The organism is Brucella sp. NBRC 113783, assembly GCF_040372265.1.
In the GTDB taxonomy this organism is placed as follows: Bacteria; Pseudomonadota; Alphaproteobacteria; order Rhizobiales; family Rhizobiaceae; genus Brucella; species Brucella teleogrylli.
Genome location: NZ_BAABRX010000001.1, coordinates 648560 through 662842 on the forward strand (window position 1 = coordinate 648560; position 14283 = coordinate 662842).

Genomic DNA, 14283 nt, shown 5'->3' on the forward strand with positions numbered 1-14283 from the left:
GCGTTCAGCGCGAGAACCGGCGCAGCAATTCCCATTTGAGCGGGCGAAGCCGCTGATAAAGTCGGGTGGAGCGCAGCGATCGTAACAGTTGCTGGCTTGCCAGAGACAGTTTCCCGCGCGCTGTCCGGGCGGCAACATAATCGCGCAAGGGGATCGTGCGATCTGCGAAATCCTGCTTCCACGGCTCATTGCCGAAGCCGAGATCGAAACAGGCGTAATTGTCGGTTTTCAGCGCTTCGATCAGGCGCAGGATCAGCACCTTGCCAGGCGAATATTTGTTCCAGACACCATCTTCGAAAGTGGTGATCATTGCACAATAATGCCCGTTGCGCGTGACGCTCCACATGGTGGCGACCACCTCGTCGTCCATGGTCAGGGCGGAGAAATGCAGGGCGTTGCGGGCGGCGAGCGGTTCCGTCACCAGCTCGAAGAACTGGCGCTTTTCGGGATGAGCGTCGAAGCCCGGCACGCGGGTTTCCACGAAGCGCCGCTGCTTCTGCCGCAACATGGCGTCGAGAATGGTGGCGCGTTCTTCCGGCGTGCGCGTGACGAGAAAGCGATAGCGGCCTGCCTGACGCAGCGCCTTGGCGCGCTTTTTCAAGGTGCGCAGGCCGCGGATCGATGCTTCGATATCGGGCTGTGCCCGGTCGAGCGTGATCCATTGCGTTGCCTCATCGCAATCGCGGTTGGAAATATACCAGAACGGATTGGGGCGGCCCTCGATGCTTTCCGGCATCTTGTCGAAAGCCGCTATGTCGAAGGGCGGCAGAGCGGCGATAATGGATTGCAGCAGCGCCTCCGCACTTGCGGCATCCCATGTCTGCCCATGGTCGAAAAGGATCGGCGCATTGTAATCGGCCACACCGTCATCGGTGAAGGCGAGGACGCGCGCGCCATGTTGCTGCTGGATGTAAAGGGGGACAAAAAGGACCGGGCGCCGGTCCTGGTCGCGCACCTCGACCAGACAAAGCTGGGCCTTGCGGGCTTGGCCATAACTCGCTTCCCAGGCGCGCAAAAACGTTTTCGACTGAAAGACGAACAATGCGCTGCCGCTGCTGTCATTTGCATCGGGCCAGTCTTCGGATATATCATCAACGCGACTGTGTACTTCTATTTGAAAATTGGCATTCGACATCAGTAGCCTTGAAATATCTGTTTGCTTTGCCGGTTGATAAGCTTATCCGCCAATATGCACTGACGATTCGATATTGGCATAGCGGTGTTTAGTTTATTTGAAACTAAACGGAACTATGAAACTTTGGAAAACATCCAAGAAGTGTATGTGCTTCAAGCGATGACTGTCGATAACCAACCGGTAGCGGGCAAGGCGGGGTAATGTCAGTTTCGATCATCATCAAGACTTTGAATGAAGAACAGCGCATCGCCGCCGCGATTGAAAGCGCGCTTGCAGCCTTGCCGGACGAACAGGTCGAAGTCATCGTCTCCGATAGCGGTTCGACAGATCGCACGGTGGAGATTGCCAGCGCCTATCCGGTGCGGGTGGTGCAGATCGAAGCGCCTGCGCGGGCGAGCTGCGGTCTGGGGCCGCAACTGGGCTTTCAATATTCCACGCAACCTTTCGTCGGCCTGATTGACGGGGACATGATCATCGAACCGGATTTTTTTCCGGCAGCCCTGCAATATATGGCCGACCACCCCGAAGCCGGTGGCGTCACCGGCCATGTGGTGGACCAGATTCTGGAAAGCCTTGAATTTCAGCGGCGAGCCCGCAGGCATACGCCCGAAAAGCAGGCTGGTAACATCGACCGGATGAATGGCGGCGGGCTCTACCGTCGTGCCGCAATCGAACAGGCAGGCTATTTCTCCGACCGCAACCTGCATGGCCATGAGGAGTTTGACGCGGGCGTGCGGCTGCGTACCCATGGCTGGAAATTGCACCGTCTCGACCGGCCATTCGTGCAGCATTTCGGCTATTCGATGAATGCCTACAAGCTTCTGACACGCCGCTGGAAAAGCAAATATCTGCGCGGCACGGGCGAGGTGCTGCGCGCGGCAGTCGGGCAGCCGCACTGGAAGAACGTTATAAAAGAACTGCCGGAATTGCGGCTCTGGGGCGCGGTCTATGTCTGGTGGCTGTTGGTGTTCGCCGCGCTATTGCTGGGTTTCGTCACGCCTTGGGGGCCTGTCGCAGCCCTCGTTTTCGCGCTGTTGCCTTTCGTGCTGATGTCGATCCGCGAGCGCAGCGTTTCGCTTGGCGTCTACGCGGTTGTTGCGTGGATTTTCCACGCAGCCGCCATGCCGCTCGGCTTCTTCCAGTCGCGCCGAAAGCCGCAGGACTGGATCGAAAGCCGAGTTGTGAAAGAAATATCGAAAGAGCCTCTCAAAGAGACGACATGAGAAAGCCGCGCGCCGCTTTCCTAACCTGCCTTGCCGGTCTCGGCGCTTTGGCGTGCTGGCCGGTAACGGCTGGCGCGGAAGAGTGGATGCCGGTCACCGAAACCCGGCTGGAAATGGCACCGGGCAGCCCGCTGGACTTCTCGTCCTTTCTGCCCAACCCTGCGATCGATGAGCAAGGTCGCATCGTCGCCAATGCCGCCGGGCGTCTGGTCCGGGCTGCAAAGCCGGATGAGCCTCAGCGCCTGTTTTGCGCGTCGCTCTCCTGGCGATTGCCGTCAGCCGGGAAAATTGACCACGCCTTCATCGACCGTTATGTGCGGCAGCTGCGTCTCCATGGCTACAATATTGCGCGGCTGCATTTCCTCGACACCGACCTGATGCTGGGTCGGGATGGTGACTTCAACTTCGACCCACAGGCGCTGGACCGCATTCGCTATCTGATGGCGGCGTTGAAACGCGAAGGCATCTACTTGACCATCGACGGGCTGACGGCGGAAAGCGGCGCGCTCGGCGGCAAGGATATCAACCGCTGGGGGCCGGAAGGCAATCTGAAACGCCGCATCTATGTGGACGACACCGCGTTCGACCACTGGTTGCGGTTTCAAAAGGAAGTCTATGCGACGGTCAATCCCTATACGGGGCTGGCCCCGCTGCACGACCCGGCGCTGGCGCTGATTGTTCCCTTCAATGAGAATGGCATTGAATTCACGAGTTTCCTGCATGGCAGGCCAGCGAGCGGGCCGTTCTGGCCGGGATTTGCCCCGGCTTTCAATGCGTTTTTGAAAAAACGTTATACCGGCACGGCTGCATTGTCGCGCGCCTGGGGCGGTCTTGCCGCTGGCGAAAGCCTTGAAGCGGGAACGGTGCAACTGCCACAAAGCCGCTCCGGCGGCGGTCGGCGGCTGCATGATTTTCAGGCTTTCGCCGTCGAGCGGGAACAGGCGCTGGCCGCGCGCTTTGAGGCTGCCTATCGGAAGCTGGGTTATAAGGGGCTGATCGCACCCTATAATAACTGGTTCACGGTCCAGACCGCGCTGTCGCGCATGCCGCAACAAGCGGTCAGCGCCAACAGCTATCACGACTGGACCGGCTCAATGGAACAGGGAACGACGATGAAGCAGAACAGCTCCATCGGTGAGGCCGCTTTCTATGTAAGCGAGCTTGCGGCGGGGCGCTGGATCGGGCGTCCGTTCTTCGTTACCGAATATGAACATCTGTTCTGGAACCGCTATCGCTACGAAGCCGGGCTGGTCTTTCCGGCCTATGCCGCCTTGCAGGGCTGGGACGGCATTTGCCGCCACGGGCAGGGGCCGGTCACGCTTGGTTTCGACGAGGCGGAGCCGCTTCGCCAGCGCATCGTGCCCTATACATTTGCGGTCGATCCGGTGGCGCGGGCGGGCGAAACGCTGGCCTCGCTGTTGTTCCGGCGTGGCGATGTCAAAACGGCGCCTTTTACCGTTCCCTTCATGATACAGGGCGAAACCAGCTTGGGAGATTCGCTTGAGGCGCGTGAGCCGGAAAGGCTGAAACCGCTGGCGCTGGTCGGCGGTATCGGACTTTTCGCCTCCGGTCTGCAATGGCCGGAAACCGTAACGCGGGGCATCGAGATCAATTATCGCAATGTCGCGCTGGATAATGTTCTGGGGCGTTTGAAACAGGCAGGCTTGCTTTCGCAGGACAATCCGACCGATCCCTATCGTGGCATCTTCGCCAGCGCGACCGGGGAACTCCTTCTGGAACGTGACCGCAGCCGCATGCGGGTGGTGACACCCCGCACCGAAGCTCTGGCCTTTGCCGATCTGAAGGACAGTCTGACGCTCGGGGTTGTGACACTTGGCAATGCCGAAGAGCGCGGCCTCGTTTCCGTGTCGGCGCTCGATGAACAACCCCTCGCGACCAGCGAAAAGATGCTGGTGATTTTTGCCACCGATGCGCGCAACACGGATATGCGTTTTCGCGACAGCGCGCAAAAGGTGATCGAGGATTGGGGGCGTCTGCCCGTTACACTGCTGCGCAACCGCGTCGATATCCGGCTTGCAGGCGCCGCATCGGTCTGGAAACTGTCCGCCATCGGCCTTGACGGCAAGCTTCATGCGCCCGTTGCGACCGGCGAGGGCGCAGTGGAGTTTCGTCTCGATAACGGCGCCAGCGCCAATGGGCCGACGACATTCTTCCTGCTCGAACGCCGGTTCAGCCGCTAGAGCATTTCCGGTTAAAATGGAATCGTGGAGCCGATCTATCTATTTGTTTTTACGCATTATCCTGCGCAAAACCGCTTCGCACTTTTGCTGGAACTGCTCTAGCTAGAACCTCACTGGAAATCGGTTACAAGCCTGCTCCAGCTTTCTCCCGCGAGTCCGCCGACAAAGATATCGTTGTGGTCGAGGGCGTTCAGCACATCTGGATTGGCGGTCACCACACAGACATTGGCTTTCAGGCGGAAGAACATCACCGATTGCTGCGACAGCGCGCCGAGAAAGTGCGGGTCTGCACGGCCTTGCGCCGCGATATGCCCGGCCTCCTGCAAGTGGGACAGCATGACTTCGACCACGGCTTGCTCGCGGTTTTTCGGCGCCAGAATGCTGAGCACTTCGGCAATCCCGTTTGGCCGGGCATAATAGCAGAAGAAACCCACCGGCTCGCCGCTCGTGCCGGAAACCGAGCAGGAACGGAGCGCACCGGCGGCGCGGTTGTCGCGGGCAAGGTTCAAGACCCAGTGCAGGTCCTGTTCCGTCCATGCCGGATAGGCGTCATAGGTCGGCAGGAAGTGACGGATCAGGCCGATGGCGTCGCTTTGCTCAATGTCCTGCACCGCCAGCTTGCCATTGGTGGAATTGCGCAATTTGGGCAGTGGAACGAGAGGGTCCAGAAGCTGGCCGACCTTTGCCGCAGGCCAGCCGCGCAAGGCGGCGCGGCGTTCGGCGACGAACTGGGCCACATAACTGGCAGCGCGGAAAATCCGGGTCCAGGCAAGGCCATGGGTATCGAGCGTGATGCCACCGACCGCGCTGAAATGGCGGGTGCTGACGGGTGCTGCACTGTCGCTGAAGGAGAAATCATTGGGCCGGGAGCGCAAGGTCAGCGTCAGTTCCGCTGCGCCGCGTGGTGAGCTGCCGGGGCGCATCATATAGGCGCAGAGCAGCCTTCCCATGACGATCTTGCCGTCGACATGATAGGGGATGGGCAACACGCAAAGCGTACTGTCGATCTCGCCCTTACTGTCCTCATGCACGATGCTGCACAGATCGGCATCGTAATAGGGGTTTTCGAAGAAAACTTGCTGGAAATAGCGGTCGAAACTCTCGTCGTTCGAGGTGGCTTCGGGTCGGAAGACCTGTCTGAACAGGTCGCGCACCGCTGGTATGTCGTCGACACGCATGGACCGGACCCGATGTGTCCTTGTATCCGCGACAGATGTGAACCCCACTATACCCTGCCCCTCTGCCCGGGCGGACCGGGCTTAAACTTGAACCTCTTTCCTTGCAGCAGCCTCGCGGCTTCTTTTGACGAGATAGAAGACGCAGCACCACGAAGCCAACACGATACATATTTCAATAAAGTAAATGGCGGTGAACGTGCCGGTGATCGGGGCGTACCAGGTGGCTGCCGCCAGAAGCGGCGCACCCAGAATATTACCGACATTCAGCACCGCCGTGCGATAGGCGTGCTGGCTGGCAGCACCGAGCAAATCCACTGCAATCGACCACAGAGCGACGAAGATCGTGATCCAGCACAGTGTGCGGCAGAAGGCGATCAGCGTCGTATATTCCTGGCCGAACAGAAGAGGGAGATAGCGCGCGGCGATGAAGATGACCAGCGAGGTCAGCGTTCCGATCAGAAGCGAAGCACCGAGCAGACGCAGCGTGATCGGCAATGCGTGGTGAATGCCGTTGGCGCTGGCTTGCGACAGGCGCGGATAGACGAGACGGTTCATAGCCTCGATGGTCAGCATGCTGCTGTCCACGATACGGCGGGTTACGCCATAGCTGCCGACGATGCTGGGTGCGACAAGCGCGCCGAGGATGAGAAGGTCGGCATTTTGGCGAATAGCGCGAAAAATGAACTGCGAGGCGAACATGATGCCGAGCCGGATTTCCTCGCGCACGATTCGATATTGCGGCGCGCCGAGCCGGCGCAAAAACCACACATAGATCGCCAGCACCAGCACATGGCAGCCGAACTGCCAGTAGGCCCACTGCACCACGGTTGAAATATCGAAGACGAGGCAGGCAATGACTGCGGCCAGCGTGCGCGCCACCGCAAAACCGACCACCGACAGGTTGGCCGATACGAAGTCGGTATGGGCGATATAGATCTGTTCGACGAGAAGAATGGCGCGGACAAGCACGATATTCGTGACGAGCAGGAAAAACATGCCGAGATAATTGCTGGCGAATTCCGGGACGGATTCAAGCCAGAACGGCAGCAGGATCATGCCGATCACCACCAGCACGACGCCGCTTGTGACGATCAGGATGATATTGTGCCCGAGCATGGCGGGATAGATGGCCCGGTTTTGGGCCACGCGCCGCACGAGACATTCGGCTCCGCCAAGTCCGCAAATGTAATTCGCTATGGCCGTGATCGCCATGACGGTCACGAAAAGCCCGAACTCGTGTGATCCGAGATACCGTGCCAGAATGGCAAAAGTCAGCAGCTGCGCCACATTGGCTGCAAACAGACTGCCACTCGATGCGGCATAGGACAACAAGGTGGGCCAGTAGCGTTTCAACATTTCTTACTGCGGATTTAGGGGGTAATCTGTGTCGGGCATTGTCTGCCGATGTCGGCTTTGCGCCTCGGTCCAGCCCGGCATGGCTTTTGCGGAAAGGTTGTTTCCCTCTCCCGACTTACTCAATATTGTCTTGATCTGCGGTTATTGTGCTTATTGCACATGTAGCGTTGAAATATGAACCCTAACTGAACAGGTCATGTATTTTCCAGTTTTATCGCGTATTGCTGCCCGATAGTTGTGATTAACCAATTTTTTTAATCTTCTCATATAAACAAGGCAAAGGCGCTTTTTGCGCGACGGGGCAACACGAGGGCGATCAAAGGCCCAACCATAGGATCGATCAATGTACACCTTGCGTGACCTTGCTTCGAAGGCTCAGCAACCGGCTGCTCAAAAGCGCGGTGCAGAGACGCTCGAGCAATGGAACCAGGCTTTGGCGCAGAACCATGCGCCGTCATATCCAAGGCCAGCGTCCGTTTCCGATGCACCTGCATCCCGTCCGGTGGAGCAGGAGACGGGGTCTTACGGCGGCGGGCTCATGCTGCCGGAAATCGATCTCTGGGCGGCACTTGAATGGGTGCGCGCCCGCTGGATATGGATCGTCATTCTCGCGCTTGCCGGTGCACTGGCGGGCCTTGCCTATGGCATGACGGCCAAGCCGCGCTATACGGCCTATACGGATATGCTGGTGCCGCCATCCGGCTTGCAGCTTTTGCCCAACGATATCTATGCTCAGAGCCTTCAGGCTGACAGCCAGATTCTCGACATCGAAAGCAAGATGAAAATGCTGGTCTCGGGCAATGTGCTGCGTCGTGTCGTGCAGGATCTCAACCTGCAAAGCGATCCGGAATTCGTACCGCCGCCTGCCAGTTTCGATCTGCGCGCGCTGGTTGGACTTGGCAAACCGAAGGGTGCATCCGACGACACGCTGACGGCGGTGCGCGCCTTGTCGCAACGCATTGTCGTGAGCCGGCCGGAGCGGTCCTATCTCGTGACCATCGGTGTCTGGACTGATAATCCCGAAAAATCGGTCAAGGTTGCCGATACTCTGGCGCAGTCGTTTCAGGAAGAAGTGGCCGAGGCGGATGCCGATGGCGCAGGTCGCGCTGCTGCGGCCTTGTCGGAACGCCTGACCTCCTTGCAGAAAGCCGCCACCGATGCGGAAGAGAAAGTCGCCGCTTTCCGCCGCGCACATGGTCTCCAGACCACCGGCGGCGAACTGGTCAGCGCGCAGTCCATGGCGCAGATCAACACGAAGCTGGTCGATGCCAAGGCGCGCCAGACCGACGCCAGCACCCGCTATAACGAGCTGACTCGTGATACGGGCAGCCCGGTTGGCCCGGCAAGCACGCTGCAATCGCCGACCATGACCAATCTGCGCAGCCAGTATGCGACGCTGAAGCAGCGTTACGATGCGCTGACCATGACCTATGGCCCGCGCTATCCCGAGCTTATCAACACGCAGCGCCAGCTCGACGGGCTGGAACAGCAGATCGCCAATGAACGCTCGCGCATCCTGCAATCGGCAAAGGTCGATCTCGATCAGGCCAATGCGGTTGTCAATGCGCTCAATGCGCAGGCCGCGACGGCGCGCTCTGCGGTAGCGCTGGATAATGATGCGCAGGTGCAGCTGTCCGACCTTGAGCGCGACATGACCGCCAAAGTGTCCATCTACAACACGTTCCTGACGCGCTCGACGGAAACGCATCAGCGCCAGCAACTCGACGCCACCAATATCCGCGTGATCTCGACGGCGATCCCGCCCGTCAGCCGCAGCTGGCCGCCGCGCACCGTGTTGCTCGGTGCAGCCGGTGGTTTCGTGGGGCTCGGTCTCGGCGTGGCGCTGGCGCTGGCGCTGGGTTATCTTGGCGCCTGGCGGAGAAATCGGGAGAGCCGTGTCTGACCTCGCTTCCCATCGGCGTGTGACGGCCCCTGTCCCAGTCAAAGCATCGCCCCGCGACCTGACGACGGTATCGTCATCGCTGGGCGTTGCCCTGTTTCTGATCATGTTTCTGTTCATGTGGGTGGGGATCAGCCCCTATCCGACTTCCAGTGCTGAACTGGGCACTGCTGCCTCGGCAGGGCAATCGAACCTGCTGAACCAGCTGCTGACGCTGGGACTGACCGCAGGCTTCATCGCTTGCGGCCTGAGCAGTCCCTTGCGCCAGACCATTCTCCAGCCGCGGACGCTTCTGGTAACGCTGTTCATCTGGATGTTCGTGACGGCCCTTGTCTCGGCGCATCCTTCGATCGCAAGCCGCAAGGTGGTGCTGTCGGTATTGATGGCGCTCAATGCCAGCATATTCCTGCTTTTGCCGCGCTCCGCCACCCAGATGGCGCGGCTCCTGCTGATCGGGTCGTTCATCACGCTCGGCTTTGCCTATTTCGGCGTTATCTTCATGCCGAGCCGGGCCATCCATCAGGCAACAAATGTCATCGAGCCGATGCTGGCGGGCGCATGGCGCGGACATTTTCCGCACAAGAACGCTGCTGCTGCTGCATTGGTGCTGCTCAGCTTCTTCGGCCTTTATGGCTGGCAAATGGGGTATCGCAAGGCAGGCGGGCTGGTCGTGGCGCTCTGTGTCTTCTTCCTGCTGCACACGGGCGGCAAGACATCGACGGCCATGCTGCCCTTCATTGCCATCATATCGCTGATCTTCACGCATTGGCGCTGGACACGCATTCCGATCTCGATCGGCGGGGTGGCGGCGTTCAATTTCGTCGCCATTGGAGCTGCGGTTTCGGACCCCATCCGCCAGCTGATCACCAGCATCGGCATTGACGCGACATTTACCAACCGCGCCGATATTTGGCGCATAGCCTTTTCGGCAGTCGCTAAAAAGCCGATATTCGGTTACGGGCTGGACTCTTTCTGGAAAACACCGGAAATGGTCTATGCCGGGGGAGGCGGGGCGACATGGGCAGTCGCAGCCTTCAACGCGCATAATGCCTATCTGGATATGATGATCAATGCGGGCGTTTTCGGCCTGATCCTGATGCTGATCTGGCTGATGATCCTGCCGCTAAGTTATATCAAAGCAGCCGAAGCGACGGGGAACGATCCGGCATTGACGCTTCTTTTCAGCCGTTTGTGGTTGTACGGCCTCTATGCATCCTGCATGGAAAGCACGTTTTTCCAGAATGGCAGCGCGGTCTGGTTTTGTTTGATGATTGCCGTTTTCGGCATGCGCCTTCAGGCGAAGGCGCGACTTGTAAGTTAAGCTTTTTGGGGCAAAGGCTTGGTAAAGACAATGGGACAGGAAAAATTGGGGGAGCAGGACAGATTGGGCTGGGCGCGGGCACGTCTGGACCGGCTGAACAACCGCCTGCATGACGCGCTGAGCCGCAGTTTTCCGTTGCGGCCCTTTCCACTGCCGAAGGACCGGCGGATCATCAGTTTCACATTCGACGATGTTCCCGACAGTGCTGAAAGCACAGGCGCGAAGATACTGGAACGCTACGGCTTTCATGGCACCTTCTATATTGCCGGTGGCCTGGTCGGCTCCGTCGAAACCCACCGGCAGCTGATCACCGAAGACGGGCTCCGCAGGCTGGCCGAGGCCGGGCACGACATTGGCTGCCATACATATGCACATTGGAATGTGCCTTCGGTCGGCGCGCGCGATCTGGCGGCCGATCTTGACCGCAACCACGCTTATCTGCACGGGATCGAACCGAACCGGGTCGGGCGGCGCAATTTCGCCTATCCCTATTGCGCCTCGTCGATGCGCTCGCGCGGCCTGTTTGCCGACCGCTTCGCCACCTGCCGCAGTGGCGGCGAGCGGATCAATCGCGACGCGGTTGATCTCGCCTTTCTGGAAGCCGTCGAGATAAGGCAGCCGGAGCAGCATTCGCAGCAATTGACCCGCTGGATCGACGATCTCGTCGCAAATCCCGGCTGGTTGATCTTCTATACGCATGATATCAGCGACAGGCCGACGCCTTTCGGTTGCACGCCGGAAACCTTCGAAAAGCTGGTTTCCCATGCGGCACAAAGCGGCGCGGAGGTTTTGTCGATACGCGATGCGCTGGCTCATATCGGAGCAGAGGAAGGTGCTCCCTGATGAAAGCTGCCGATCCGGATCACCGCCTGCTGGCAATCAATAATTATTTTTACCGTCGCGGCGGGGCCGAAGCGGTTTTTCTCGACCATATCAAGCTCTTTTCCGAGATTGGATGGGAGACGGCTCCCTTTGCCATGCAGCATCCGGACAATTTCGCCTCCGACTGGTCGTCCTATTTCGTGTCGGAAATCGAATATGGGCGCGAGAGCGGCCTTCTCACCAAAGTCGCGCAGGCAGGCAAGATCATCTATTCATGGGAAGCGCGCGACCGCATCAAGGCGCTGATCGAGCGCTTTCGCCCGAACGTCGCCCATGCGCATAATGTTTATCATCACCTGTCGCCGTCGATCTTTCCGGTGCTGAAAGCGGCGGGTATTCCCACCGTCATGACCGCGCATGATCTGAAGCTCGCCTGCCCGGCCTATAAGATGCTGTCGCATAACCAGATTTGCGAGCGCTGCAAGGGCGGGCGCATCTACAATGTCGCAGTCCATAAATGCATCAAGGATTCGACGGCGTTGAGCGGGTTGGTTCTGGTCGAAACGGCGATCCATCGCACGCTCGGCCTTTATCGCAACACGCTCGATCGCATCGTGGTACCGAGCCGCTTCTATATTTCGAAGCTGATCGAATGGGGCTGGCCGGAGGAAAAGCTGGTCTATATCCCGAATTTCGCACAGACCGATAATCTCGAACCCTTCGAGCATGAAGGCGACTATTTCGCCTATGTGGGCCGTCTGGCCCCGGAAAAGGGCATTGGCACGCTGATCCGCGCAGCCGCAATTGCCGGCCAGAAACTGGTGATTGCAGGCACCGGCCCGGAAGAGCAAAGTTTGCGGGCGCTGGCGGCTGAAACCGGCGGCGATATTACCTTTGCGGGCTATGTCTCGGGCGAGCGGTTGCACAGGCTCATCGGCGAGGCCAAGGCGCTGATCCTGCCGTCGGAATGGTATGAAAATGCGCCGATCAGTATTCTGGAGGCCTATGCGCTTGGCGTGCCGGTGATTGGCGCCGACATTGGCGGTATTCCCGAAATGATCGTGCCGGGCGAGACCGGCATGGTGGCCAGAACCGGCGATGCTGAAGACCTTGCCCGCGTCATGAGCGAAGCCGCCAGTCTGCCCCCGCAGGCCCGGCGCAGGATGGGCCGTCTTGGCCGCACCTGGGCTGGTCGGGAGTTCTCGCCGGAGGCTTATCGGAACCGGACACTGGAACTTTACGCGGAACTGGGAGCGCTTTGATGGAACAAAGGGCTAAAAAGCGACGTGTTATGATGCTCGGCCTGCGCGGCGTACCCAATGTGCAGGGCGGCGTGGAGCGACATGTCGAAGAACTGGCCCGTCTTTACATCGCCAAGGGTTGGGATGTCGAAGTGGTGGGCCGCAGCCCCTATCTTCCCAACAAACAGCCCTATGTCTGGGAAGGCGTGAAAGTCACGCCGATCTGGGCGCCGACGTCGATGAAGTTCGAAGCCATCGTGCATACCCTTCTGGGCGTGCTGCGCGCGGGTTTCACACGGCCCGACATTTTGCACATTCACGCTATCGGCCCGGCACTAGTGACGCCGCTTGCGCGTCTGCTCGGTTTGCGGACGGTCGTGACCCATCACGGCTTCGATTATAACCGTCAAAAATGGGGCCGCCTGGCGCGCACGACATTGAAGCTTGGCGAAAAATGGGGAATGCGCTTTGCAAACGCCCGCATCGCCGTCTCCAACGATATCGCGAAAACGGTCGGGCAACGCTATAACGTTCCCGTCACCTTCATCCCGAATGGCGTCACCCTGCGCGAGCCGAGCCGTGATCCAAGCTGGCTGGAAAAGCATGGGCTAGTTCCGAGCCGCTATATTGCGCTGGTCGCGCGCATCGTACCGGAAAAGCGCCAGCTCGATCTGATCGAGGCATTCGCCAAGCTCTCCGATCCATCGCTGAAACTCGCCTTGATCGGCTCGGCGGAATATACCGCCGACTATGCGGGAGAGGTGCGCACCCGCGCCGAGGCCGTGCCGGGCGTCGTCCTGACCGGGGCATTGCAGGGGGAGGAACTCTCCGCGCTTTTCAGTCAGGCTGGACTTTTTGTGCTGCCGTCGAGCCATGAAGGCATGCCCATCGCACTTCTGGAGGCGATGGGCTACGGGCTCAATGTGCTGGCCAGCGACATCACGGCCAATCTGGAAGTCGGACTGCCAGACGACGACTATTTCCCGCTCGGCGACATCGATGCGTTGAAAACCGCGCTACGCCGCAAGAGCGACAACCCGCTGACGGCAGAACAGTCGCAGCAACTCATCGACTGGATCGCCCGCGATTACAGCTGGGACGGCATCGCCGATCGCACGCTGAGGGTCTATGAGGAGGGGAATAAGGGATTAGGGCAGTAGGGCAGTATGTGAAGGAATAGGGCGGCAGGCAAAGAAAAAGGGAGCTGCCGACGATATCGTCAAGCATACTCCCCTATTCCCTTACTCACCTATTCCCTTAGATCAGCGTGCCCGGCGTCGTTCTGCCGTCGGCTGGAAAGCCAGGCGGGAGTGGTAGCTGCAATAAGGGCTGGATTCACCCGATTCACTGCCGCAGAAGTGGAAATCTTCGTTCAGCGGGTCGCCGATCGGCCACTTGCAGGTACGCTCGGAGAGCTGCAATAAAGTGAGGCGGCGCGAGATCGGCACCACCACATTCGAAGCCGGCTTGACGACGGTTTCCGTCACCACTTCGGCTGCATATTCCATCTGCAGTGCCGTTGCGCCCACTGTCTTGGTGACAGTTGCCGTGCGCATCGTCGTCGTATGGGCCGTATGCGTGCTGCCGCCCGCATGCTGCGTTACAGGACGCGGCGCTGCTGCAACCGTATTGACTTTCTTGCTGCGCGGAGCAGCGGTCGTCGTCTTACCGCGACCCGAAAGCTTCAGACGGTGCACTTTGCCGATCACTGCATTACGGCTCACACCGCCAAGCTGTGCTGCGATCTGGCTTGCGCTCAAGCCTTCGCTCCACAGTTTCTTCAGTAGTTCAACGCGTTCGTCTGTCCAGTTCATCGCCCTGGGCTCCAATCATTTTCGTTATCCGGAATCCACCAGTGTTCCCGGATTGCTCCAGGCGCAAACACCATATCTATCCGGGTGACTAG

The 14283-nt window shown here is 59.4% G+C and carries 11 protein-coding genes; 7 read left to right on the forward strand and 4 right to left on the reverse strand.

Annotated features, from left to right (window positions below; all coding sequences use genetic code 11):
• Window positions 1-4 precede the first annotated feature (4 nt).
• Complete coding sequence (locus ABWW11_RS02965) at window positions 5-1015, reverse strand: GNAT family N-acetyltransferase (RefSeq protein ID WP_283736024.1); 1011 nt, start codon at window positions 1013-1015, stop codon at window positions 5-7.
• 320 nt (window positions 1016-1335) lie between these two features.
• Between ABWW11_RS02965 and ABWW11_RS02970 the strand changes: the two genes are divergently transcribed.
• Complete coding sequence (locus tag ABWW11_RS02970) at window positions 1336-2358, forward strand: glycosyltransferase family 2 protein (protein WP_109368337.1); 1023 nt, start codon at window positions 1336-1338, stop codon at window positions 2356-2358.
• A complete protein-coding gene (locus ABWW11_RS02975) occupies window positions 2355-4559 on the forward strand; it encodes a glycoside hydrolase (RefSeq protein WP_235858903.1) in 2205 nt (734 codons plus the stop codon). Before ABWW11_RS02970 ends, ABWW11_RS02975 begins: the two co-directional genes overlap by 4 nt.
• Window positions 4560-4669: 110 nt before the next feature.
• Here ABWW11_RS02975 and ABWW11_RS02980 read toward each other — a convergent pair whose 3' ends face one another.
• Window positions 4670-5737 carry a hypothetical protein gene (locus tag ABWW11_RS02980; RefSeq protein WP_109368338.1) on the reverse strand — a complete coding sequence of 356 codons (1068 nt, stop codon included), beginning with the start codon at window positions 5735-5737 and terminating at the stop codon, window positions 4670-4672.
• 81 nt (window positions 5738-5818) lie between these two features.
• Entirely contained in the window at window positions 5819-7093 is a 1275-nt protein-coding gene (locus ABWW11_RS02985; protein WP_353408926.1) for a lipopolysaccharide biosynthesis protein, read from the reverse strand.
• Between the two features lie 343 nt (window positions 7094-7436).
• Here ABWW11_RS02985 and ABWW11_RS02990 point away from each other — a divergent pair, with 343 nt between their 5' ends.
• Genes ABWW11_RS02990 through ABWW11_RS03010 form a run of 5 tightly spaced genes read left to right on the forward strand, consistent with a single transcriptional unit; the run spans window position 7437 to window position 13537 of the window.
• Window positions 7437-8996 carry a GumC family protein gene (locus ABWW11_RS02990; RefSeq protein WP_109368339.1) on the forward strand — a complete coding sequence of 520 codons (1560 nt, stop codon included), beginning with the start codon at window positions 7437-7439 and terminating at the stop codon, window positions 8994-8996.
• A complete protein-coding gene (locus tag ABWW11_RS02995) occupies window positions 8989-10314 on the forward strand; it encodes an O-antigen ligase family protein (protein WP_319080564.1) in 1326 nt (441 codons plus the stop codon). Before ABWW11_RS02990 ends, ABWW11_RS02995 begins: the two co-directional genes overlap by 8 nt.
• Window positions 10315-10344: 30 nt before the next feature.
• Complete coding sequence (locus ABWW11_RS03000) at window positions 10345-11157, forward strand: polysaccharide deacetylase family protein (RefSeq protein WP_109368340.1); 813 nt, start codon at window positions 10345-10347, stop codon at window positions 11155-11157.
• Entirely contained in the window at window positions 11157-12398 is a 1242-nt protein-coding gene (locus ABWW11_RS03005) for a glycosyltransferase family 4 protein (protein WP_109368341.1), read from the forward strand. The genes ABWW11_RS03000 and ABWW11_RS03005 overlap by 1 nt, the downstream gene beginning before the upstream one ends.
• Window positions 12398-13537, forward strand: coding sequence for a glycosyltransferase family 4 protein (locus tag ABWW11_RS03010; RefSeq protein WP_319080565.1), 1140 nt, complete (start codon window positions 12398-12400; stop codon window positions 13535-13537). Before ABWW11_RS03005 ends, ABWW11_RS03010 begins: the two co-directional genes overlap by 1 nt.
• A gap of 102 nt (window positions 13538-13639) precedes the next feature.
• On the opposite strand, the gene ABWW11_RS03015 is transcribed toward ABWW11_RS03010, so the two are convergent.
• The gene (locus ABWW11_RS03015) at window positions 13640-14191 is read right to left on the reverse strand and encodes a GcrA family cell cycle regulator (protein ID WP_109368343.1); all 552 of its coding nucleotides are present in this window, start codon (window positions 14189-14191) and stop codon (window positions 13640-13642) included.
• Between the last annotated feature and the right edge of the window lie 92 nt (window positions 14192-14283).